This window comes from Pseudoalteromonas sp. T1lg48 (assembly GCF_002964785.1).
Lineage (GTDB): Bacteria > Pseudomonadota > Gammaproteobacteria > Enterobacterales > Alteromonadaceae > Pseudoalteromonas.
This window is the reverse complement of the sequence record NZ_PQCC01000023.1, coordinates 152,737-176,338: the sequence shown is the minus strand read 5'-3', so window position 1 is coordinate 176,338 and position 23,602 is coordinate 152,737. Positions and strand designations below refer to the sequence as shown.

The following is a 23,602-nucleotide window of genomic DNA, read 5'->3' as shown; positions in this document are numbered from 1 at the left end:
TACTGCGGAGTGGTAGTTCAGTTGGTTAGAATACCGGCCTGTCACGCCGGGGGTCGCGGGTTCGAGTCCCGTCCACTCCGCCATTTAATGATGTACAATGCATACCACTGCGGAGTGGTAGTTCAGTTGGTTAGAATACCGGCCTGTCACGCCGGGGGTCGCGGGTTCGAGTCCCGTCCACTCCGCCACTTGCTTATCCCCAAAGCAAACACTTGTCCCTTGAAAATAATCCTAAAAATCCCATGTTTTTGCCTTTATTTAAGAAAAATCCGGGCAAAAAAATAGCCGGTTTTTAAACCAGCTATTTCTGTTTTCGCTTTACCTGTTTGAGCTATGGCTTATTCGCCCTTTAGATACCTATCCAGGAAGCTAACATAAGCGTTAGAGGCGGCAATACGGTTTTCTCGTTTGCTAAAACCATGGCCTTCATCGTCAAACAGCACGTACTCAACCGGAACACCATTGGCTTTCACCGCCGCTACCAGTTCATCGCTTTCTACTTGCAGTACCCTAGGGTCATTAGCGCCTTGCACTACCAGCAAGGGCTTGGTGATGTTTTTAGCGTGGAACAGTGGCGAGATACGACGATGGCGCGCTTCGTCAGTGGCCGGATCGCCCATTTCGTCATAAAGTGACTGCTTAAAGCTTTCCCACCAGGGTGGAATGGAAGTGAGCGTACGCACCCAGTTGGTCACACCAAAAATATTAATGCCGACCTCAAACTCTTCCGGAGCAAAGGTCAGCGCCGCCGCTGTCATGTAGCCGCCGTAGCTGCCGCCCATAATGCCGATTTTATCGCCATCGACCCAATCCAGCGTTTGCAGGTGTTTTTTGCCGTAGATGATGTCTTGCAGATCGTCTTCACCGTGTTTTTTATCATCAAGGTGGAAAAAGGTTTTTCCATAGCCTGAACTACCGCGATTGTTGACCGCAAAAATGGCATAGCCATGATTCACCAAGTGTTGTTGCATGGCACTGTAGCCGGTGCGGCTTTGACCGCCAGGACCACCATGCACCCAGATAAGGGCAGGGACCTTATTGTTTGCAGAGGCTTGCTTAGGCTTGTAGAGAACCCCGGGTATGGTGAGACCATCAAAGCTTTTAAAGCGGACAATTTCACTGCTTACCAGGTTGTTTTCGTCAATTTCCTCGCTCAGGGTGCTGGTCAGGCGCTGTGCTTGAGCGCTGCCTATTTCCCAGTGATAGAGGTTTCGTGGGCTGGTATCCGAGCTCAGATAAAAAGACATAAAGCGCTCGTCATGACTAAATTCAACGCCGCTGAGCGTGCCCTTGGGAAGCGAGCTCGGCAGGGTTAACTGCTTATTGGTGCTGGTGTCGAAAATGCTGACCTCGGTGCTGGCATCGGCATTGACGCCACTGACCATATAGCGTCCAGTCTCTGAAAAGCGTAGAAAACTGATATCCCAATCCGCTTTCAGGGCCAGGCTATGTTCATCGGTGGCTAGGTCGTAACGCCAGAGCTGGCGGAACTCACCCTTGGCATCGGTGGCATAGTAGAGAGACTGACCATCGACGCTAAAATCCCAGGCATTGTAATTGGCCGGTTCATTGTGGGCACTGAGCAGGGTTGGCTTGGCACTGCGTTTTAGGGTGTCGAGCAGGTAAAAGTCGCTGTCGCGGTTACTGTTGGTTTTATTTAAGGCGATAAAGCGGCCGTCTGGGCTAACGGCGGCGACATTGAAGCCTTGTTCGTTCTTATAAACCAGTTCGGCAGCATAGGTTTTGGCATCGTACTTATACAAGTCCATAAACTTAGGGTCGCGCTTATTGCTCAGCACATAGAAGCTGGCGCCGTCTTTACTAAAACCGACGAAACCGGCGCGGGTCTGCTCGCCCGGTGTTAAATCTGTGATGGTACCGTCGAGTTCACGCACAAACAGATGGTGTAGCTCATTACCGCCGTTATCGCGGCGAAACAAGATGCGGTCATCGTTAGGGAAATAGCCGACGCTGTAGGTGCTATCTTGCGCATCGGTGATCTGGGTGCGGCTGCCGTCGCTTACCTTGACCTCGTAAAGGTTATAGATGCCCGTTTCGTCGCTGCTCAGCAGCAGCTTCTCACCCGTGTGGTTAAAGCTGTTGCCACGCAGGCTAATGGTGTCGAAAAAGGTTTGCGCACTGTAGGTGGGCATAGCAGCTGCTATTGCTTCCACTGATGTAGGTGCAGTGACCTGGTTTTGGGCTGTGTTAGAGGTGCCGGATTGGCATCCACTTAGAGCCAGGGTTAACGCGGCAGCCAGACTGGTCGCGACCAAGGTTTTAGACATGGTTCTCATCCTTAAAGTTATTATTATGGCGTTAACAGTGTTTGCTTAGGCAGGCGTAAATGCAAGAAAAGTGTGGAATTTATCGCCAGTAAATTGTTAGCAAATTTAACGAGCATAAAAAAAGCCGGCGGCGGCCGGCTTTTTAACAGGATGTAGCCAGCTTAAGCCTAAGCGGCTGAAGCTTTTTTACTTGTTTGTTTACGCGCTGCCTTACCGGCGAGTAGATCGGCAGGGTCGAAGTCGTCGACATTGATGACATCGAGACGCTGTTTTTCAACGTCACGCAGGCGCTGCGCTTCGTCTTCTGTGAGCACACCGGCTTCGAGACCTTGCTCGGCAATCTTATCGAGTTGCATAAAGGCCAGTTTCTTACCTGTGGCGCGACAGACCTTATCGAACAGTGGCTCGACGGCAAGAATATCGCGCAGGGCTTTTTCTTGATTGCCGAGCAGGCTGTTAGGCCCTTCACTTAAGAAAATATGCTGTGCTAAACGCGTACGGGTTTCGTTTGGCGTTTGCAGTAGCTGGGCAATCACATGCTCTTGCTTGTCGGTCGGCTTGCGTACCGGACGACCCCAAGGGAAGAGGATCACCTTAAGCAAACCACGCAGTGGTGCAGAAGGCATGTTGTTGATCAGATCCGCTAAGGCACGTTGACAGCGATACAAGTACTCTTGGCAGGCCCAGCGTACCAGTGGCAGGTCTTCTTTGTGGCGACCTTCATCGTCGTAGCGTTTTAGCGTCGCCGATACCAGGTAAAGGTAGCTCAGCATATCGCCAAGACGCGCAGAAATACGCTCCTTGCGTTTTAATGAACCGCCGAACACCGCCATGCAAATGTCTGACATCAGTGCCAGAGATGCACTGAAGCGGGCTGCATCGCGATAAAATTGCGCAGTTTCGTCTTTAAAGGGCACCGAGGTAAAACGAGCACCGGTTAGGGCTAGCCACTTGGTACGTACCAGGTTAGAGATGGTGTAGCCGATATGACCCATCAGGGCGTTATCGAACACATCCAGCGCTTCTTTTTGGTCCTCTATGGTGGTGGCGTTCAGTTCGGTTAACACGAACGGGTGACAGCGGATCGCCCCTTGACCATAGATGATCATATTACGGGTCAGTATGTTGGCGCCTTCTACCGTGATGGCAATGGGGGCACCCTGGTAACCACGGCCCAGGTAGTTGTTCGGGCCTAGACAGATCCCCTTGCCGCCGTGCACATCCATGGCATGCATGGTTGACTCGCGCATTTGTTCGGTAAGGTGGTATTTGAGGATGGCGGAAACCACCGAGGGCTTCTCACCCATGTCTACCGCACCGGTCGACATGGCGACCGCCGCGTCGCTGGCGTAGGCGTAGCCGCCCAGTTTCGCCATGGCTTCTTCAACCCCTTCCATTTTACCAATTGGCAGGCGGAACTGGCGGCGAATGCGGCTGTAGGAGCCGGTCGCCAGGGCCAGTGACTTAATGCCGCCGGTGGAGTTCGAGGGCAGGGTGATGGCACGGCCTACCGACAAACATTCAACCAGCATACGCCAGCCTTGACCGGCCATTTTCGGGCCACCAATAATGTAGTCTAATGGCACGAAAACGTCCTTGCCCTGGGTTGGCCCGTTTTGGAACGGCACATTCAGTGGGAAGTGACGGCGACCAATATTCACGCCCTCCATATCCGTGGGGATCAGGGCACAGGTAATACCCAGCTCTTTTTTATCGCCAAGCAGACCATCCGGATCCTGCAGTTTAAAGGCCAGACCCAATACGGTGGCAACCGGTGCCAAGGTGATATAACGCTTATTCCAGGTCAGGCGAATTCCTGTTACTTCTTCGCCATTAAATTCACCTTTACACACAACTCCGAAATCCGGAATGGCACTGGCATCTGAGCCGGCTTCCGGTGATGTGAGTGCAAAACAAGGGATCTCTTCACCGCGAGCCAAACGTGGCAGGTAATGATCTTTTTGTTCTTTGGTACCATAGTGCTGCAGCAATTCGCCCGGGCCTAATGAGTTAGGCACACCAACGATAGATGATAGTAAGGTCGATTTACTGGTGAGCTTTTGCAGGACACAAGACTGGGCATATGCCGAAAACTCTAGGCCACCGTATTCTTTTTTGATGATCATGGCGAAGAATTTATTGTCTTTAAGGTACTGCCACACCTCAGGGGGGAGGTCTGTCAACTCGTGGGTGGCTTCCCAGTCGTTGAACATGCCACATACTTCTTCTACCGGCCCGTCGAGGAAGGCCTGCTCTTCGGTGCTTAGCTTTGGTGCCGGATAGTGATGTAGTTTCTTCCAGTTTGGATTACCGCAGAACAGGTCCGCTTCCCACCAGGTAGTGCCAGCATCGATGGCCGACTTTTCGGTGTCGGACATGGTCGGGGTGACTTTTTTAAAGGTCTTAAATAGTGGCTTTGTTAGGTATTGCTGACGAATTGTGGTAACCGACAGGGGCACCGCAATAAGCAAGAATACTAACCAGCTTATAAAGCCAAAGGCTCCGGCAAAAGTGCCGACAAGCATGGTCGCAATGGCCAAGCCCAGGCAGGTATTGTAACTGGCTCTGTGGTAGCTGGCATAGGACAGTACCGCAATGAGCCCAAGTAAAAAAACGAGTGTCATAATCTTATTCCTTGTTAGAGGTCTGACCACTACCGGTTAGATTAGCGTTACTCTAGGGGGGTTGCAAGCCCTGTGTTTAATTATAGGGTGGTAAATCAGTTTGTTGCTTAGTATTTCACGGTTTGTTAGGAGTTTATGTGTGCGAATTGCTTGGCATGTCAGCCAACGTCCCCACGGATATTTGTTTTAGTTTCACTGGCCTGTTAGAGCGCGGCGGGAATACCGGCCCGCACACCGATGGCTGGGGTATTACCTTTTATGAGGGCAAGGGATGTCGATCTTTTAAAGACCCTTTACCGAGCGCTGAGTCGGAAATCGCCAAGCTAGTGCGCGCTTACCCCATTAAAAGTAAGTCGGTGATCAGCCATATTCGTCAAGCCAACCGTGGCCGAACCTGCTTGGAGAACACTCACCCCTTTACCCGAGAGTTATGGGGCAAGGAGATCACCTATGCGCATAATGGTCAGTTATCAAATTACAATGACTTAAGGCCAATCTTTTATCAGCCGGTGGGGAATACCGACAGCGAGCTGGCGTTCTGTTGGTTGCTGGATAAAATTCGTGAAAAGTATCCGAAACGGCCATCTAACATGGCGACCGTATTTCGTTATGCGGCTAAATTAGCGCATCAGCTGCGAGACAAGGGCGTATTTAATATGTTGCTCACCGATGGCGTCTATGTGTTGGCGTATTGCACTAATAATTTGCATTGGATCACCCGCCGCGCGCCCTTTGGCAAGGCCACGCTTATCGATACCGACCTGGTTGTGAACTTTCAAGAAGAAACGACGCCCAACGACATAGTAACCGTGATAGCGACGCGACCACTTACCAATGACGAGCGCTGGCATAAGATGGAGCCCGGGGAATTCGCTCTATTTAAGTTAGGGGAAAAGGTTTAGGGCAGACGTGGCGCTCAACAGTTGGGCGCCAACGAGTAGTGCGTTTACTCCTGCTCTGCACAGCGCTGCTGAAGGTCGCGTTTGACGATTTCCAATGCGCTTAAAGCTAAATGCGGATCTATATCATGTTGCTCCAGCAGCATGATCAGATCGACCGCCAGTTTGACCTCATCGGGGGCTTCATCTAGGGGCTTGCCTGAATTCTCCATGTGTACCTCGTTTTGCTATTAACCCGCGGGCTACTTGGATCGCAGCCTGCACCTGCAGCCGCATGTGGGCAGCTTCCTCCGAGGAAAGATAAAACAACATGTCGACATCGGAGCGGATATAGCGCGATGGCAGTTGATTTAGTACGGTGCAGCTGAGGTCGGCCAGGGTATCTTCATCATAGTGGTGTTGCAACTGCTGTTGTGCAATTTCTTCGACTACGAGCTTTTCATAATAATTATGAACATCGTCATGTAACTTCATGAATTTTATGCCCTAACCTAATTGATACCCAGTTATCATAGCGCAGCCAGAATGGCTGTCCAGCAAATACTGGTAGTATCACAGTGTCTTATTTGTAGCTATGATAGGCGCTCAGCAACAGTTGCCAATGCACGTCCACCACCTGTTCCAGATTGCGTTGGTAACCGCCGCCGAGTGCACAGCATAATGGGATGTTTTTCTGCTTCGCTATGGACATCACCAGGGTATCGCGTTGGCGAACCGCTTCAAGGGATAAGGAAAGGGTGCCCAGCTCGTCCTCGGCCACCACATCGGCACCGGCGTTATACAAGATGATATCCGGTTGGTGTAAACGCAATACCAGATTCAGCGCCGTTTCCAGGGTGTCTAGGTAAAGGGTATCGTCGCAACCCGTCGGCAGCGGAAAATCATAATCCGAGCGCTGCTTCAGGCGCGGGAAGTTTTGTTCGCCATGCAAAGAGAGGGTGATGATATCCGTATCCTCGCCAAGAATACTGGCACTGCCATCGCCTTGGTGAACATCCAAATCGAGTAACAGCACGGCCTCTACCTGCTCTTGGTGTATCAGTTCTCGTGCGGCGATGGCCAAGTCGTTAAAGATACAGTAACCGCTGCCATGGGTGGCAAAGGCATGATGGTAGCCGCCGGCCAGGTTTATCGCTAGGCCGTGTTCCAGCGCGCAATAGGCCGCACCGATGGAATTGCCAACGGACTGTAGGGTGCGTGCTACCAAAGTATCGCTATGGGGAAAGCCGATGCGTTTTTGAGCGCTGGCTGGCAGAGTGCCACCAATAAAGCCATTGATATAATCAGGGGTGTGAACCAGGGTCAGCTGTTCTTTGGAAGCGGGCTCTGCGCAGCGTAACAGTAACGTTTCGCTAAGCTGTGAGTCTGAGAGTAAGCGCTGGTGCAACAACCGATACTTATCAATGGGGAAGCGGTGGTGAGCGGGGAGGGGCAGTGCCGAATAAAGGGGATGATAAAAGACATTCATCGCTGTTGCTGTTTTTCCGCGTATTGAATGCGCTCTTCGCAGGCACCAATAGCCTTGCGACAGCGTCCCAAGCGCGCATGCAACGCCAAAATCTCTTTATTTAACAGCGTTGCCTGTTCGCCTTCTGCCCGCTGCAATTGCATCTTACGCTCGTTGATCATCTGCTCTAGGCGGCGTTCAAATTCGTGGTTTTTGGCCAGCTCCTGGTAGAGTTCATTGGTGGGTTGAATGATCTGTTGCACAGCCTTTTGATACTTTCTCGCTCGAGCGCTGGGAGTGTTTTCCTTTTCCCACACCGGTGTCGCCTTTAGCACCTTGACTATGGCTTCGATCTGCTCGCTTAACTGCGTCAGGGCAAAGGCGTATTGATGGCGCGCGCCTTGAAACTGGCTGTGGCTCAGCCGCTCTAGCTGTTGTTCAACTTCATCTACATAGTCGACTAACTGCATGCTTCTGGTGTTGAATACAGAGCGTTCAAACAAGGTATGTTGGGCCTGCATATAACGATTTTTGGCAAACCATTTAGCCTTATCGAATTGCTCGGCATCGGCACGTAGGCGCTGAACCGTGTTTTTTAATCGAGTCAGAGCATCGCCGCGAGTCATTACAGATAGGCCTCATACACAAGCTTTAGCGCAAGTATAATCACCACGGTGTTAAATACCGGGCGGATCACCTTAGAGCCAAAGCGAATGGCCGAGTGGGCACCCAGCCAGGCGCCGAACATTAAAAACATCCCCATGGTAATGCCGAGAATAAAGTTCACATGGCCCAGGGCGACAAAGGTGATAAGAGAAATAAAATTGCTGACAAAATTCATGGACCGTGCCAGTCCGCAGTTCAACAATAAATTCATCTTGTACAAAACACTGTTGCTGGCGGTCCAAAAGGTGCCGGTGCCCGGGCCGGCGATACCGTCGAAAAAGCCCAACGCGAGGCCTTGTAGCCATTGCTTAACACGCAGCAAAGGGGTGAGCACGGGTAATTGATCGCTTTGTTCGGGGCTGAGCTTGCCGAATAAGGAATAAATGGCCACCAGGATGATCACCACGGGGATGAGTTTATTTAAAAACTCAATGCTGAGACTATCGACGATCAAGGTGCCTATGGCTGCACCGATGGCGGTGGCGACAATTGAACCGGCCCAAAATGCAGGGTCGAACAGGCGCTTACGATAATAGGTGATACTGGCGGTCAGTGAGCCAAAGCTGGCGGCTAACTTATTAGTCCCCAGAGTCAGATGGGGCGGCAGTCCTGCGGTTAACAGCGCTGGAACAGTGAGCATGCCGCCACCGCCGGCAATGGCATCAATAAAACCGGCAGCCAGTGCCACGGCACACAGTATGGCCCAGGTTGAGGGGTCGATCGCTAATTCAAACATGATCAGTCAATTTGTCTTTTAAATGGCGGTAACGTATCAAGCATCGCCTTACCATAACGTTTACTGACTAAGCGTCTGTCGTAGATAGTAATGCGACCGCTATCGCGTTCTTTACGCAGCAGTCTACCACAGCTTTGCACTAATTTCTTTGCCGCATCGGGTACCGTGATGGATAAAAACGGGTTGCCGCCTTTACTCTGTACAAACTCCGCCTGAGCTTCTTCAATGGGCGAGGTAGGCACCGCAAAAGGGATCTTAGTGATCACCAAATTGGTGAGATAATCACCTGGTAAGTCAAGCCCTTCAGAGAGGCTTTGCGTGCCGAACAAAATACTGCCTTGACCATCATCGATGCGCTTTTTATGGCGGCGAACCAGGGCATCTCGGGATATTTCTCCTTGCACCAGTATGTCCCAGCCCTGTTTGCGCAGACGCTCGGCGACATGTTGCATTTGCCAGTAGGAGGCAAACAGCACCAGGTTAGCCTGCTTCTTTTCTAAACTTTGGGGTAGCGCTTTCACCAGGTAGTCACTAAAGGCTTTGTCTGTGGGCTCACACTCGGTTTTCGGGATATGCAACAGGGCTTGTTGCGGGTAGTCAAACGGTGAGGGCACCTTAATAAATTTAACGCCGGGCTCGCCACGCAGGCCGCTTTCATGGGCAAAATGTTCAAAGGAGCCCAGGGCCGTGAGTGTGGCTGAACAGAGCACCGCCCCGGCGCATTCTCGCCACAGTTTGTCTTTGAGGTAAAAACCGACCTCTATAGGGCAGTCGCTGAGCAGGTAATCATGGTGATTCTTGTATTCCATGCGCTTTATCCAGCGGGCATGGGGCACACTTTCGCTGTGCTTGCTGTAGCTCGACCACAGCTTGTACAGGGTTTCCAAACGGGCAATATATTGGCCGCTTTCTGCAAGCATGGGTTCGGCGATAAAACCCTTAACATCGCCGTCGTTGACATCGCTGCTGAGCGCTTCGTGCATTTTATTCAGGGTTCGTAGTGCGGTTTTGGCTGCCTCGCTTATGTCTTGAGCCTGCTGCGTGAGCTGCTCGGGTAAGCGGCCATGAGCAAAGCGATAGGTATGATCTTCGTTGTACTCATAGGAGGCGCTATCAAGCATGGTCAGCACCGCTTTATGGCCACGACTGATATCGTCGACGGCATCGTTAAGCTTAAATTGGCTGCCTGCCGCGCTGGCGCTGAAGATGGTTTGCGCCATTTTGCCACTGAACTTAAGTAACTTCTCAAGCCAGTCTTGTGTGCCCTTGATGGTGGCCGCGGCGGAGGAAAAGTCCCGAGTGATATGGGCGAGGTGGTGGGCCTCATCGATAACGTACATACAGTTTTCGGGCTCGGGTAAAATCACTCCGCCACCAAGCTCCAGGTCGGCCAGTAATAGACTGTGGTTGGCAACCAGCACATCCATTTGCGCAATTTTATTGCGCGCCAGATGGAAGGGGCAGGTTTGGTGTGCCTTCATCTGCCGTTGGCAGGAGTGCTTATCACCGCTGATCAACCCCCAGACTCTATCCGGTATTACATCGGCCCAGGAGTCTCTGTCGCCCTGCCACTTTTTATTTCTGTAGGCTTGATGTAATTGCTTCAGGCATTTTTGTTCCATCTCACTGAGCGGCGAGCTGAGTGTGGGCATCAATGCCATTTGCTGTTCATCGCCGTTGACGGCATTTTCCAGCTTGTGGGCACAAATATAGCGACCGCGGCCTTTTACCAGATCATAGCTAAATGTCAGGCCGCTGTGCTCGGCAAAAAATGGCAGCTCCTTAAACAGCAATTGCTCCTGCAATGCAACCGTCGCCGTGGAAATGACCAGTTTTTTATTGGCTTTTAGGGCAATGGGTAAGGCGCCAAGGCAATAGGCCAGGGATTTACCCGTACCCGTGCCCGCCTCGATGACGCAGATGCGTTGTTTTTTGTCATACTCCCCAGCCAGGGTTTTGGCTATTTCGGCGACCAGGTAATTCTGACTCGGTCTTGGCCGATAATCCTCCAGGCTGGCAGCGATCCGCTGATGAGCGGTACGTATGGTCTTTTTGAGCGGATCGGAGAGCATGATTTGACTTATGTATATATTTACAGTGCTGATATTCTAGGGGCAGTAGGGTAAAGACTCAAGAGTTAGTCACCGACTCGGCCATGGTAAAGTGGATTTTGGGTGGCTTCAATCGTCAGCGTTCTCGCTCCAAACATCACTTACCAGACTTAGTGGCTAGTTTGGCCGAGGCATGTCAACGGGCTAAAAACGAGGATGACCATCATTTGCAGCAGGCGAGCAAAATCATTATGAATACGCTCTGTGGGTGCTCGGGTCAAAGGGACGTCGCTTTTATGATCCCAGGTTTTCAAGCTCCATTACTTTGCGCGGTCACGAAATTATGCAAACCACAAAAACCTGGCTGCAAGAGTTGGGCGTGACTGTTATTTATGGTGACACGGACTCGAACCTCGTGGCACTACGGAGCGAATTGGATGAAATGCAAAGTCATCGCGTTGCATCGGACTTAGCGGAAAAAATTAACCAAAAATGGCGTAACAGGTTAAAAAACAACCTAAACTTAACCAGTTATCTTGAGTTAGAGTATGAAAGCTTGTATAGACCGTTTTTTATGCCAAAAACTCGAAATAGAAATGTTGGCGGTAAAAAGCGTTATGCAGGTTTGTGGGCACAAGATGATTACCGCCTTGTGTTTAAGGGAATGGAGCCGATACGTAGCGATTGGACGCAATCTGCCCAGGATTTCCAACAAGATTTATTTAGCGCCTTATTTCCAGGTGCAGACGTTCAGCAGGTGGTCGATGACTATATCGAAAATTGCATAATTGCTCAGATGCGGCACTGCTTACCTACAGCAAGCGCTCAGGCAAAGACACTGATCATTATACAAAAGCTATCTCTCCTCATGTGCCCCCGGCGCGGGAATACGATAAGGGCTTGAGTCAGGGCGACTAGGTTCATTATGTGTCAACCTAGGTGGGACCCAAGGTGCTACCTACTACTCACGCGTTGGATTTGGGGCACTATCAGGAAAAGCAGTTGAAGCCTATTATCGATGTTCTGCAGAGCATAGGTATGACCATTGATTATGGCCAACTAGGTAAGCAATTCCTGCTTTTGTAACAAATTATTTTATAGCCATTCTAATTACTGTGTTGCCTTTTTAGCATGTTGTTTATTAAGGGAAAAATAATAATAAAAAACACCATTTTGTTTCTTTGGTGTTTTTTTTTGCGGTTATGTTGTTAATTTGCTGTTGACCAGTATTTCTTAAATTGTTTAGTATCTCTCTAGTGAGTGTAAATTGTTACATTTCATAATAAGTTGTTCACAACGAAAAATAATTAGTCACATCGCAATGTGACCCAGGGAGAATCCAATGTTAAACGGCAAAATTGCAAAATCAGTGCGCTTAGCACTAGTTTTTGGCGCTGCTTCAACAGCTGTGCTTTCAGCTAACGCTATGGCTGCAGAAGAAGGCGCTGAAGAAGTAGAACGTATCGAAGTAACTGGTTCACGCATCAAGCGTACTGACCTAGAAGGCGCAGCACCGGTTATGTCTATCACCGCAGCTGACATCAAAATGGAAGGTGACTTCACTGTCGCTGATGCTCTTCGTTCAAGCTCTTTGAACTCATTCGGTTCATTCTCTGAGCGTTCAGGTAGTTCAGCACAATCTCAAGCAACTATTAACCTTCGTGGTGCAGGTTCTCGTCGTACTCTAGTATTGTTAAATGGTCGTCGTTTCCCAGGCTCACCAACACTAGGTGGTGCAGCAGCTAACTTGAATGCTATCCCTATGGCAGCGGTTGAGCGTATCGACATCATGACTGAAGGTGCATCTTCAATCTATGGTTCAGATGCGATGGCGGTGTTGTTAACGTTATTCTAAAAGAAAACTACGAAGGCCTTACATTCAATATCGGCGCAGGCCAGCGTGATCAAGATGAAGGCACAACATCAGCAGAATTCTCTGTTGTTGGTGGTGTTTCAAGCGATAAAGGTAACATCACTTTCGCTTATGATTACCAACGTCGTGAAGGCATCAGTGATGCAGCACGTGATTACACCAAAGCTCAAATCGGCGATTTAGATGGCGATGGTGATATCGAAGCATACACAGCTGACACTGTTGGTTGGTCTTTCTACGGTGCTACCGTTTTATCTCCTGATTTCTCACAAGCACAAGCATCACTTCTATGTGATGACTTAATTGCAGAATACGGCGAAGACACATTCCGTCGTGTTGACGCTAATGAGGACTGGGGTCCTGGTTCATCATACTGTATGTATGCCTACGGTAACGTATCTTACAACACAGCGTCAATCGATCGTAACACTGTATACACAAGCGCTAACTTTGAACTTGCTGAAGACCTAGAGTGGTTTGCGCAAACTATGTTTGTTCAAAACTCATCATTCGGTCGTTATGCTCCACCTGCAGCGCCTTGGACAAATATGTCTGCAGACAATCCGCACAACCCATATGGTGAAGACGGTGCATACGGTTTATTCCGTTGGGTAGGCATCGGTACGCGTGACGGTAACGTTGACGATTACAACATCGATTTAACTACTGGTCTTCGTGGTGCTCTTGACTGGAATAACGCGACTTGGGAAGTTTACTTCCACCGCAACAAAGCGGATAACAAATCAGTAGGTCAATACTACCTATCATACTCAGGTCTAGCTTATAACGAGCAAAACGACATTGATCTAGGTTCTGATGCTGGTATCGCGAATATGAAAGCGACCACACTTCAAGAGTCTTCATCAACGTTTGACCAATACTTCGGTGGTATCGGTTTCGACCTATTCGAACTACCAGGTGGTGCGGCATCTCACTACTTCGGTATGGAATACTTCGAGCAAACTTATGCAGATATCTACGATGGTCAATCTGAAGCTGGTCTAATCGGTGGTTCAGCAGGTAACTCTTCAGAGGGTGAACGTGATGTAACTGCATTCTTCTTTGAATCAGTACTTCCTGTAACTGAAACTTTAGAGTTGAACCTTAAAGCTCGTTACGATGATTACTCTGACTTCGGTGATAACGTTGCTCCTGCAGTATCTGCGCGCTGGCAAGTAGCTGAAAACGTAGTAGTTCGTGGTTCATACTCAGAGTCGTTCCGTGCGCCAGGTCTTGACCTGCTAAATGCTGCTCGTACCTTCTCTGCTGAAAGAGCAATTGACTTCGCTGGTGGTTCAACTACTTCACGTCAATATGACACTTACTACACGCAAAACTCAGAGCTAGAAGCAGAAGAGTCAGATTACACTAACCTAGGTGTTGTTTGGGATGTTAACGATAACCTAACGTTCAAAGTTGACTACTTCCAGTTATCTATCGACAACGTAATTCAGGCTAAGTCACTGCAATCGTTACTTTCAGATGAGGCGGCTGGTCTAATCTCTGCGGTATCTATTGATACAGATACATCAAACGAAACCTTCTACTTGAAGCGTTCTGCCTCTGGTACACTGGTTGAAGCAGGTACTTCTTACTACAATGGTGCAGGTTTCGAAATTGAAGGTATTGACTTCACAATCGCTGCTAACATGGAAACTGCTTTTGGTGATTTCCGCTTCAACAACGTAAACAGCTTCGTTCTTGCATATGACACAGAAGTAGGTGGCATTGTTCAGGATACTGCTGGTTGGTCAGGTCAACCTGAACTTAAGTCTGTTGCAACGCTTTCGTGGTCATATGAAGATCATTCACTAGCGTGGAACTCAACATACACAGACAGCACAAGCGAGTTCCAATCAGCACCACGTAATGCAGATGGTGATGTTATCGAAGGTCCATATGTAATCGACGGTAAGCTAGACAGCTGGTTGGTTCATAACTTAACCTACACTTACAATGCTGGTACTTATGGTGCAGTTACATTCACCATCAACAACCTTACAGATGAAGACCCAGTGTTGTCATCTGCAGGCACATGGACTAACCAAGACCTATATAACAACTTTGGTCGTGATTATCGTGTGAACTACTCAATTAGTTTCTAATTAATTGATATTAAATATAAAAAGGCTGAATTTATTTCAGCCTTTTTTGTTTTAAAGGGGTAAAAATGAGCGATCATTGGACAAATTATTGGGAGCAGGGCCATCTAACTTCATTTGGAGGCGGATTTAAAAATAATTATGAAGGTGAATTGAAAGAGTTTTGGAGCACTTTTGCGAGTCAACTAGTGCCAAATTCAAAGGTGCTTGATATTGGCACGGGTAACGGAGCACTCATTGAGCTAATACAAAAAAATAATAATTTCAAATGCGTAGGAATTGATCAGGCAACTATAAACAATGAGATCTCCCGTACGATTAATGGTGAGTTCTATTCAAAAGTCTCTGCTGAAAAGCTTATTTTCAGTGATAACGAATTTGATTCTGTGATAGCTCAATTCGCTTTGGAATACACAAATATAGACCAAAGCCTAGATGAAGTACTCAGGGTGTTAACGGCCAAGGGTCGGTTTGCATTTGTATGTCACCATCCTGAGTCGATCGTTGTAAAACCAAATGAATTAATTTTAGAGGCGGCAAAATTAGTAAAAAGTCATTTCTCAATTCCCTTGTCTAACTTGATTGAGGCCATCCTTGATAAGGATACTGTAGCTACTCGTCAATTCATTAAAGAAATAGAAGTACAAATAACCACTCAGTTTGGCAGCAACTCTGAGCCATTATTAGGTACTAATTTACCTGCGTTTATAGGGTTTTTGAGTCAAAATTCGCAAAAGAACTTAGACTTTAGAAAAGCGCTATCACTATTTATGAGTGAATTAGAACTTTTAATTTTAAGGTTAACGGAGTTAGTAGAAGCGGCAAAAAACTCTAAGATACTTATTGATAGAGTGAAATCCCTGGCTGAGAGTTATGAAGAGGCAAACCTTTATGAAAATACAACGGAGAATCTAATTGCTACATGTATAGTAGGTCAGCTAAGTTGCCAATAAAATATTTTTAACGTCTGCAGCCTAACGGCGGCAGTTAAAGAAACTATACTCTCCAAATTGATAATTCGAACTGGTCCTCAGATTTAAAGCTATCACGAATATGAGATATCCGATTATACAAGTAATTAAGGAGATCTAATCATGATGAAAAATGCTTACTCAGGAGCAATTTTCTGTGCGTAAATCAAGTTGTGGACCGAAGACATGCTGGATAACGCCTTGCAAACAGATGTCATTTCAAAAAGGAAGTGGCATCAGTGAAAAGAAAGGCTGTCGTTAGTCTCAATACAAACTTGAATGATCGAGCAATAGGCCTTTCTGCTATTTTGTATAAGTAGCACAGCAGTTAGCTAAAACATTCCTCTAAAGAATGAAGCGGTCAAAGCTTGTTTACGGGAATACGTAACCTTTTAACCTTGCTGAGGCTGCTTGCTCTATGTCTTTCTCAAAGCAAAAGGTCTGGTAAAAAAGCGTACCTACTGGCGGTATACTGACCTGTATATTTAAGTTCGAACTGAACGGTGTAATAGGCTGATATTGCCTCAAGTCTCTTTCTTGCTTCCTGGTTATACGCATAAGGACTAACCAAAGAGCTAAAGCTTAAAGCTGAATTTTCCCCGTCTAGAAGCCCACACAAAACATCTTTGAGGCGAGATTTGACGAACAGTTTCGAGATGCCTTTATTAATCCAAATTGATTTCTTAATTCAGCCAACGCAGGTTATGAGCGATAGGCTGTGATCCCGTTATAACGATGTGCGCCCAAACAACTCAGTGAGTCAGCTGCCACAAAGTGAATACGCAAGCACTTAGTGTAGTGATGAAAATCTCACTGAAAGTGAATATTATTGATGGGGGTTATTTCACTACACTATATATGTCAGCAAGTTGCGCTTAGTAATTCCACTATCTATAAAGATTACCCCTATGTTATGCGAGCTTAACTCTCTTCATTTTCCGCCACTGCTAAGACGTCAAGTCACATATATCTGAGGCTATAAACTTGTACATTAATACCGAGGAATAATTAACACTTATCTATCGGCACTCTTTTTATACATGAACTACAATCTTATTGCTGTGAGGTGGATTTTTATTCGTTTCTAAATCACACCTAGAAGTGGAGGGCAGATGAAAATTGTGGAGAGATAGGGTTGGTGCAGTGCTGGGCATTGGTAAACTTAAGTAGTTATTTTGCCTTATTATGGCCAATTCAAATTTGAAATTTCATTCAATTTTAATGCTATAAAAATTAACTTTTTATTTCCAAAATCCAGAGGGGGCTAGGCATTTTGGGGCATATAGATGGGTTGTGTGTTAATTTTATGTTTCATATAGGAAAATAAGACGAACGCAAGGAAAATTGCGATAAACATCAAGTTGACAGCACCGGAACCTTTTAGCATTATTGGCAAGTTGGTATCACTAGAAAGATACCTAGGTTGGCTCATTTAGAGTGGGCCGATAAAAATTCAAAAAGTAACATTACTTAATTGGTTGGGAACTATGTCTGTTAAAATCAGAAAGAGTCTTGTAGCTTCTGCGTTGGTTGGCGCAGCTGCACTTGCAAGCAACAATGTGATGGCAGATCCGTTGAATGACTTGCACAAAGCTGGTGCAACAATTCAAACGGCTGCTAAAAAGTCTCAAACTAAAATCGACAACATCTACGGTCAAACTCAAGAGCTAATCGCCGATTACCGCTCTACTGTAGATGAAACAGAAATCATGAAGGTCTATAACGACCACGTTCAGCGCCTTGTTGATGACCAAAACTCTCAAATCGAGTCTTTGGAGCGTCAGATCGCTGGTATCGACAAAACGAAACAAAACGTTGTGCCTTTGATGTATCGCATGATCGATACGCTTGAGCAATTCATCAAAGCGGACGTTCCGTTTGATACTGAAGAGCGTATGGAGCGTATTGAAAAACTACGCGACATCATGACTAGCGCTTCTGTAACAACTTCTGAGAAGTTCCGTCAGGTTCTTGAAGCTTACATGGTAGAGAAAGACTACAGCACGACTATGGTTGCTAACCAAGGCAGTCTGAACATCGACGGTCGTGATATCTCTGTAGACTTCGCGCGTCTTGGTCGTATTGCTTATGTAGCGCAATCTTTCGACCAGAAGAGTGCTTGGGTGTGGAACAACACTACTAAGCAGTGGGAAGCGTTAGGCGATGAATTCCTGAAGCCTATCAAAGAGACAATCCGTATGGCCCGTAAGCAAGCGGCTCCGGATCTTGTTAAACTACCAATCTTCGGCGCGGAGTAATCGATAATGAAGAAACTATTCAAAGGTTTTGCTGTTGCAGCAGTACTATCTGTTTCTGCCGGTGCTGCGCTTAACGCCCATGCAAACACGCAAGTACTTGACCAAATCCTTGAGCAAGTAAAGAAAGAGCGTATCTCTGAAGGCAAGCTAAACAAGCAACGTGAGCAAGAGTTCCTAGCTGCTCGTGCTGACCAGCAAGCGCTTCTTAACACTGCAAAGCGTGAACTAGCTGCTGAAAAAGCACGCGGTGAGCGTCTGCAAAAAGAATACGCACAAAACGAAATCACCCTAGCGGAAAAAGAAACTGCACTTGAAAATGCAAAAGGTACCCTAGGTGAGATGTTCGGTGTTGTACGTCGTGCGGCACAAGAAACAATTGGTTCAATCGAAGCATCACTAGTAAGCGCTGAAAAGCCTGGACGTGCTGAAATTCTTCGTTCACTAGCGGCAGCAAAAGAGCTTCCTACTACTCGTGAACTAGAAGAGCTTTGGATTGCCCTACAAACTGAAATGACCGAGTCTGCGAAAGTATCTTCTTTCGAAGCTGAAGTTTCTGAGCTTGACGGTTCAACGTCTACTAAGCAAGTAACTCGTATCGGTAACTTCAACCTTATCACAGACGATGGTTACCTGATTTACTCTGGTGACACTCAATCGATTCAACCACTAGGTCGTCAACCAGACGGTTACGTGCTAGACACTGCTAAGTCACTTATCAATACTTCAGCAGACGCGTACACTGGCTTCTACGTTGACCCAACTCGTGGTTCAATCTTGCGTCTAAACACGCAGAAAGCGACTCCTGAAGAGCGTTTCCACCAAGGTGGTGAAGTAGGTTACATCATCGCTGTTTTACTAGTGATTGGTTTCCTAATCGCGATTGTACGTCTAGTAGACCTAACAATCACTTCAGGTAAGATCAAGAGTCAACTTAAGAACACCAGCGCACCTTCAGAAGGTAACCCGCTTGGTCGTATCCTTAAAGTTTACCAAGACAACAAAAACCAAGACGTTGAAAACCTTGAGCTTAAGCTTGATGAAGCGATTCTACGTGAAACGCCTCGCATCGAAATGGGTATCAACATCATCAAGATCTTGGCTGCTATCGCACCGCTACTAGGTCTACTTGGTACCGTTGTTGGTATGATCAACACCTTCCAGCAGATCACATTATTCGGTACCGGTGATCCGAAGATCATGGCTGGTTCAATCTCAATGGCTCTAGTAACTACAGCCCTAGGTCTAATCGCGGCACTTCCGCTAATCCTAGTACACGCTGTTGTTGCCGGTCGTAGTAAATCAATCATCCACATTCTTGATGAGCAAAGCGCTGGTATTATCGCTGCTCACGCGGAGAAGGAGAAAGCCTAATGCTAGTCCTGATGGAGATTTGGGAATCTATCAGGGATTTTGTTGGCACAGGCGGCCAGGTTTTATACGTGGTCGCGATAGCACTCTTCCTCATGTGGGTTTTAATGATTGAGCGCTATTGGTTCCTACTTGCTGAGTTTCCGAAAATGAAAAAAGGAATCGTAGCTAAGTGGGACGCCCGCCAAGACACTACGTCTTGGTACGCACACAGAATCCGCGATGCATGGATTTCTGAAGCGTCTGAAAAATTAGATGAGCGCATGTTGTTGATTAAGACATTGGTAGCCGTATGTCCGTTAATCGGTCTATTGGGTACAGTAACGGGTATGATCGCGGTTTTCGAAACCATGGCAACTCAAGGTACTGGTAACCCTCGACTAATGGCATCGGGTATTTCAATGGCAACAATCCCAACAATGGCTGGAATGGTTGCGGCACTATCAGGTGTATTCTTTAGTACACGTCTAGAAGCACGTGCAAAAATGGCTAAAGAAAAGCTGATTGATAGCTTGCCTCATCACTAGAGAGAGATTTGAATATGGCACGTAAACAACGTTTTCGTGAAGAAGAAGAAGCAGCCGTCGATATGACGCCGATGCTAGACATCGTATTCATCATGCTGATCTTCTTTATCGTAACTACATCGTTCGTTAAAGAAGCTGGTATTGATGTAAATAAACCTGAAGCAGCGCAAGCGACTAAGAAGAAAAATGCAAATATCTTCATCGCTATTCGCTCTAACGGTGAAATTTGGATGGATAAGCGTCAGGTAGATGTTGAGCGTGTAGCTGCGAATATCGAGCGTCTATTAGCAGAGCAACCAACCGAAATCGTAATTATCCAGGCGGATAAAGAAGCGAAACACGGTGTTGTTGTGAAGGTAATGGACCAAATTAAAGCCGCAGGTATCGATAAGATATCCATCGCTGGAGAAAAGTAATGATTCGTTTTCTGTTTTCACTGATTGCAGGTGGGGCAGTTACTTTCGGCTTATTCTTTTTCATGGCGTATCTAATCTCCGGAGGAGATGGACGCGCCGCTAACGAGAAAGAGAAGATCGTTGTCGAAATTATGACGAATCCGCCTGAATCCAAGGTGCAGGAGCGTAAGCGTGTACCGCCGCCGCCGCCTCCACCGCCAAAGCAGCCGCCTAAGCCGCAGCCGCCACAGCCAGACAACAGCAACCCTGATGCTGGCGCACTAGGCTTCAATATGCCAAGTGTTAACGTGGGTGGTTCTGCCGGTGGATTAAGTGGCCCAGGTGCATTTGGTCGAGATGGTGATGCTACACCTCTTGTGCGAATTGAACCTAAATACCCAGTGCAAGCCGCACGTGATGGTAAAGAAGGTTGGGTACAACTTTCATTCACCATCAACGAAGTGGGCGGGGTAGAAGACGTTGAGGTTATCGACGCCGAGCCTAAGCGTATCTTCGACCGTGAAGCCAAGCGTGCACTGCGTAAATGGAAGTACAAGCCTAAAGTTGTTGATGGCAAGCCGGTAAAACAGCCTGGCATCACAGTACAGCTTGACTTTAAACTGAACCAAGACCAGTAAGGAGAGTGTAGAGATGAAAAATCTATCGAAAGTTACTGCACTCGCTCTGCTAATCTCCGTATCGGGCGGCGTAGTCAGCACCTCAGCGGTGGCTGCGCCAAACTACGCGGAGATCGAAAAGCGCAAAAATGCCAAGACTAAGGTCATGGGCGAGCGCGTCGGTAAAAAAGTGGTTAAGGCTTTCGAGCTTTATGAAGCTGAAGATATCGACGGTGCCATTGCTATTTTGAAAGAGTTGGATCCTTCTGATAAGTTTGATAAGGCTACGGTAGATCGTTATTTAGGTCAGCTGTATGCACAGAAAGATAACTATCAGTTAGCGATCAAGCATATTCGCGATGCGGTTAAGCCTGATGTGCTTAACTTCAACGATCAAGAACAAGCAATGAAGCTGATTGGTGACTTGTTGGCTAACACCAAGAAGTACAAAGAAGCGAAACAAGCCTACATCGACTGGATGGACTTCACCGGTGAAGAAGACGCCACGGTGTACACGCGTATTGCGCAGGCTAACTATGAGCTTGGTCAGTTTAAAGACGTTATTCAACCAGCCGAGCGCGCCATTGAGCTAAATGCGAAGTCGGAGCCTAAAAAGGCCCCATTCTCGCTGCTTATGGGTGCTTACTACGAGACGAAAGATTTTCCTAACGTAGTAAAAGTAGGCGAACGTATGGTGAAAAGTTGGCCCGAAGACAAAAAGTCTTGGACTAACCTAGGTCGTTTCTATATGCAGGTAGAGGACTATTCAAAAGGTCTGAATATCATGGATATCGCTTACGACAACGGCTACCTTGAGTCTGAAACAGACTATAAGGTACTTGCCCAGCTATATTCGTTCGTTGGCGTGCCTTATAAAGCCGGTTTCCATATGGAAAAAGCGGTTAATGAAGGTAAGGTTGAGCGCACTAAGCAAAATGTAACGGCAATTGCCAGCTACTATCATAATGCGAAAAACATTAAGACGGCGGCTAAGTATTACGAAGAAGCAGCAAAGTTTGATAACGATGCAGAACTTTTCCGTAAAGCAGGTTCATTGCGTTTACAAGAGCAACAGTTTGATAAGGCCGTGTCCTTATTAAACAAAGCGCTTGATTTAGGTTCGGATAAAGAAGGTCAAATTTATTCAGACCTGGCCGAAGCCTACTTACAGCAAGAGAAATACAAGCAAGCGTATGCTGCGATCTCCAAAGCAGCGGAAGATCCAAGCACACGTAAGTTTGCTCGCAGCTGGAAGACTTTCATTAAAGATAAGGCGCAGCGTAACGGCGTAAGTCTTTAATCACAGCATGTGACCATAAAAAGCCCCATTAGGGGCTTTTTTTATATTTATAAGAATAAGTAATAGCGTTGAGCAGATTATGATCAAGCGAATGTTATCGATAGGTTTATTGTTATTGGTAGGGTGTTCGGATGCGCCCAGTTTAGACTCTGCGCAGGCCATTGAGGCCTTGCGGCAGCTAAATGCTAGGCTAAGTGGCGAAAGAGTCGATGCCGGGCAGCCTTGGCCCTTCACTCAGGAGTACCTTAAGCAACGCCACGATATTTATAATGCCATAGCGCGCTCGCAACTTACTCCTAATCAGGCGCAAACTCTGGATTATTTGGTTACCGAAGAGCGCTTTGTACGGCGCTATCAACCTTGGCCCTTAGCGGCGAAAATCACTGACCATTCGGCCTTTTTCCAAGACTCTCAGGCACAACAGGGGCTTGCAAAATGGCTGTCATTTGTAGAGCAGACCTTAGAGCAAGCACAGGACAGTAAGATTTATCTTAATGTCGTTGAAGTAGCGCATATACAGGCTCAGCTGGGGCAATTTAAAAAGCAAAGCAGCGAGCCACAACTTAACACTGCTATCGCTCGTTTGGAGGCTTATTTAAGTCGTTATATTCCCCGTAATCAACTGGGGTTGGCGCAGTTGCCCAATGGTGCACAGTGGTATCAGGCGAAAATTAATTATTATAGCGGTCAGGTACGCTCTCCCATCCAGTGGTATACCGATATACAAGGTAAACAAAGGGACGTTCAGGGTTTCGGTGTACAGCCATTACCAGAAATGGATCGCTCTGAGCTAATGCCAGACCTTGATTGGCGGCAAAATTATGGTGACTTAAGGGGGTGGGCTAAAGGGTTGCAATTGAACCCGTCACAGCGCTATATGGCGTTAATATGGATGGAGGTTGACCTTGGCGTACATGCGCAAATGTGGAGTGAGCAGTTTGTGTATACGGCTTTGGCCAATAAGGGAATCGACGCCGGGGTGGCAACACGCATCTTGATGCGGGTATTAACCCACCCGGGGCAGAGCTTTATCTATGCGGACCTAGTTAGCGAGCCTTAAGGTGCGCCTCGCACTGCCGGCAGCGTTGGGCGGTTACGTCTTCGGCGAGACGAGCCGCCTCAATGGGCTCTTCGCAATCGCTGCAAAAGCCGAATAACCCCAAATCAAATTGGCACTGGGTTGCCTCAAGGCGCTCCAGTTTATCCACCAAATCTTTATAAGTTGGTCCGGATTTATCGCGAAGATGTGCCACCCAATCCCATTCTGGATGAGCTGCCAAAGTCTGATAAAGCTCGTTCTCATGGCTGAGGGTGGAATAGCGCAGGCGGTTTAAAAGCTCTTCACGCACTTGCGAAAGTAACACCTCTACTTTCGCTTCAAAGTCGAGCGTCTCGATAGTCATGACACAATCCACTGTTAACTTAGGTAGCTTTTATTGTGGCCAGTAAATGCCTCAATCGATATGACCGTGATCAACTA

At 47.5% G+C, this 23,602-nt stretch carries 22 protein-coding genes and 2 tRNA genes; 15 read left to right on the top strand and 9 right to left on the bottom strand.

The window, feature by feature from the left end; genetic code table 11:
* Positions 1 to 6 precede the first annotated feature (6 nt).
* Positions 7 to 83, top strand: a tRNA-Asp gene (locus tag C2M29_RS16535).
* A gap of 28 nt (positions 84 to 111) precedes the next feature.
* Positions 112 to 188, top strand: a tRNA-Asp gene (locus tag C2M29_RS16530).
* 150 nt (positions 189 to 338) lie between these two features.
* Here C2M29_RS16530 and C2M29_RS16525 read toward each other — a convergent pair.
* Together C2M29_RS16525 and fadE are read right to left on the bottom strand one after the other, a co-directional pair.
* On the bottom strand, positions 339 to 2,288 hold the full coding sequence (locus tag C2M29_RS16525; protein WP_105190833.1) for a S9 family peptidase: 1,950 nt from the start codon (positions 2,286 to 2,288) through the stop codon (positions 339 to 341).
* 167 nt (positions 2,289 to 2,455) lie between these two features.
* Positions 2,456 to 4,912, bottom strand: a complete 2,457-nt coding sequence (fadE, locus tag C2M29_RS16520; RefSeq protein WP_105190832.1) for an acyl-CoA dehydrogenase FadE — start codon at positions 4,910 to 4,912, stop codon at positions 2,456 to 2,458.
* 137 nt (positions 4,913 to 5,049) lie between these two features.
* Here fadE and C2M29_RS16515 point away from each other — a divergent pair, with 137 nt between their 5' ends.
* Positions 5,050 to 5,814 carry a class II glutamine amidotransferase gene (locus tag C2M29_RS16515; RefSeq protein ID WP_105190831.1) on the top strand — a complete coding sequence of 255 codons (765 nt, stop codon included), beginning with the start codon at positions 5,050 to 5,052 and terminating at the stop codon, positions 5,812 to 5,814.
* 44 nt (positions 5,815 to 5,858) lie between these two features.
* Here the strand turns inward: C2M29_RS16515 and rsmS are convergent, their stop codons facing one another.
* The 6 genes from rsmS to dinG all read right to left on the bottom strand — a co-directional run bounded on the left by rsmS (position 5,859) and on the right by dinG (position 10,732).
* Positions 5,859 to 6,023: a pleiotropic regulatory protein RsmS gene (gene rsmS / locus C2M29_RS16510; RefSeq protein ID WP_105190830.1), complete on the bottom strand. Its 165-nt coding sequence runs from the start codon at positions 6,021 to 6,023 to the stop codon at positions 5,859 to 5,861.
* On the bottom strand, positions 5,995 to 6,285 hold the full coding sequence (locus C2M29_RS16505) for a late competence development ComFB family protein (protein ID WP_105190829.1): 291 nt from the start codon (positions 6,283 to 6,285) through the stop codon (positions 5,995 to 5,997). The genes rsmS and C2M29_RS16505 overlap by 29 nt, the downstream gene beginning before the upstream one ends.
* 88 nt (positions 6,286 to 6,373) lie before the next feature.
* Positions 6,374 to 7,279 (bottom strand): histone deacetylase family protein, encoded by a 906-nt coding sequence (locus tag C2M29_RS16500; protein WP_105190828.1) that lies wholly within the window; start codon positions 7,277 to 7,279, stop codon positions 6,374 to 6,376.
* Positions 7,276 to 7,884, bottom strand: coding sequence for a primosomal replication protein (locus C2M29_RS16495; RefSeq protein WP_105190827.1), 609 nt, complete (start codon positions 7,882 to 7,884; stop codon positions 7,276 to 7,278). Before C2M29_RS16495 ends, C2M29_RS16500 begins: the two co-directional genes overlap by 4 nt.
* Positions 7,884 to 8,660: a TSUP family transporter gene (locus C2M29_RS16490; RefSeq protein ID WP_105190826.1), complete on the bottom strand. Its 777-nt coding sequence runs from the start codon at positions 8,658 to 8,660 to the stop codon at positions 7,884 to 7,886. Before C2M29_RS16490 ends, C2M29_RS16495 begins: the two co-directional genes overlap by 1 nt.
* Positions 8,661 to 8,662: 2 nt before the next feature.
* A complete protein-coding gene (gene dinG / locus C2M29_RS16485) occupies positions 8,663 to 10,732 on the bottom strand; it encodes an ATP-dependent DNA helicase DinG (RefSeq protein ID WP_105190825.1) in 2,070 nt (689 codons plus the stop codon).
* A 247-nt stretch (positions 10,733 to 10,979) separates the two neighbouring features.
* On the opposite strand from dinG, the gene C2M29_RS16480 reads away from it, so the two are divergent.
* The 12 genes from C2M29_RS16480 (at position 10,980) to C2M29_RS16435 (ending at position 23,182) form a co-directional block, all read left to right on the top strand.
* Positions 10,980 to 11,615 (top strand): DNA polymerase domain-containing protein, encoded by a 636-nt coding sequence (locus tag C2M29_RS16480; protein ID WP_158684754.1) that lies wholly within the window; start codon positions 10,980 to 10,982, stop codon positions 11,613 to 11,615.
* A gap of 47 nt (positions 11,616 to 11,662) precedes the next feature.
* Complete coding sequence (locus C2M29_RS16815) at positions 11,663 to 11,797, top strand: hypothetical protein (RefSeq protein ID WP_267894162.1); 135 nt, start codon at positions 11,663 to 11,665, stop codon at positions 11,795 to 11,797.
* Between the two features lie 256 nt (positions 11,798 to 12,053).
* The gene (locus C2M29_RS16870; RefSeq protein WP_325050616.1) at positions 12,054 to 12,566 is read left to right on the top strand and encodes a TonB-dependent receptor plug domain-containing protein; all 513 of its coding nucleotides are present in this window, start codon (positions 12,054 to 12,056) and stop codon (positions 12,564 to 12,566) included.
* Positions 12,567 to 12,961: 395 nt separating this feature from the next.
* The gene (locus C2M29_RS16475; protein ID WP_325050615.1) at positions 12,962 to 14,689 is read left to right on the top strand and encodes a TonB-dependent receptor domain-containing protein; all 1,728 of its coding nucleotides are present in this window, start codon (positions 12,962 to 12,964) and stop codon (positions 14,687 to 14,689) included.
* A gap of 65 nt (positions 14,690 to 14,754) precedes the next feature.
* Entirely contained in the window at positions 14,755 to 15,639 is an 885-nt protein-coding gene (locus C2M29_RS16470; protein WP_105190823.1) for a class I SAM-dependent methyltransferase, read from the top strand.
* 1,505 nt (positions 15,640 to 17,144) lie between these two features.
* Positions 17,145 to 17,915 carry a DUF3450 domain-containing protein gene (locus C2M29_RS16465; protein WP_105190822.1) on the top strand — a complete coding sequence of 257 codons (771 nt, stop codon included), beginning with the start codon at positions 17,145 to 17,147 and terminating at the stop codon, positions 17,913 to 17,915.
* 6 nt (positions 17,916 to 17,921) lie between these two features.
* Positions 17,922 to 19,286, top strand: coding sequence for a MotA/TolQ/ExbB proton channel family protein (locus tag C2M29_RS16460; protein WP_105190821.1), 1,365 nt, complete (start codon positions 17,922 to 17,924; stop codon positions 19,284 to 19,286).
* On the top strand, positions 19,286 to 19,810 hold the full coding sequence (locus C2M29_RS16455; protein WP_105190820.1) for a MotA/TolQ/ExbB proton channel family protein: 525 nt from the start codon (positions 19,286 to 19,288) through the stop codon (positions 19,808 to 19,810). The genes C2M29_RS16460 and C2M29_RS16455 overlap by 1 nt, the downstream gene beginning before the upstream one ends.
* A 14-nt stretch (positions 19,811 to 19,824) precedes the next feature.
* Positions 19,825 to 20,226: an ExbD/TolR family protein gene (locus C2M29_RS16450; RefSeq protein ID WP_105190819.1), complete on the top strand. Its 402-nt coding sequence runs from the start codon at positions 19,825 to 19,827 to the stop codon at positions 20,224 to 20,226.
* A complete protein-coding gene (locus tag C2M29_RS16445) occupies positions 20,226 to 20,843 on the top strand; it encodes an energy transducer TonB (protein WP_105190818.1) in 618 nt (205 codons plus the stop codon). The genes C2M29_RS16450 and C2M29_RS16445 overlap by 1 nt, the downstream gene beginning before the upstream one ends.
* Before the next feature lie 13 nt (positions 20,844 to 20,856).
* Positions 20,857 to 22,122: a tetratricopeptide repeat protein gene (locus C2M29_RS16440; protein ID WP_105190817.1), complete on the top strand. Its 1,266-nt coding sequence runs from the start codon at positions 20,857 to 20,859 to the stop codon at positions 22,120 to 22,122.
* 79 nt (positions 22,123 to 22,201) lie between these two features.
* On the top strand, positions 22,202 to 23,182 hold the full coding sequence (locus C2M29_RS16435) for a hypothetical protein (RefSeq protein ID WP_158684753.1): 981 nt from the start codon (positions 22,202 to 22,204) through the stop codon (positions 23,180 to 23,182).
* Here C2M29_RS16435 and C2M29_RS16430 read toward each other — a convergent pair.
* On the bottom strand, positions 23,169 to 23,525 hold the full coding sequence (locus C2M29_RS16430; protein ID WP_105190815.1) for a TraR/DksA C4-type zinc finger protein: 357 nt from the start codon (positions 23,523 to 23,525) through the stop codon (positions 23,169 to 23,171). The genes C2M29_RS16435 and C2M29_RS16430 overlap by 14 nt on opposite strands.
* Positions 23,526 to 23,602: the final 77 nt, after the last annotated feature.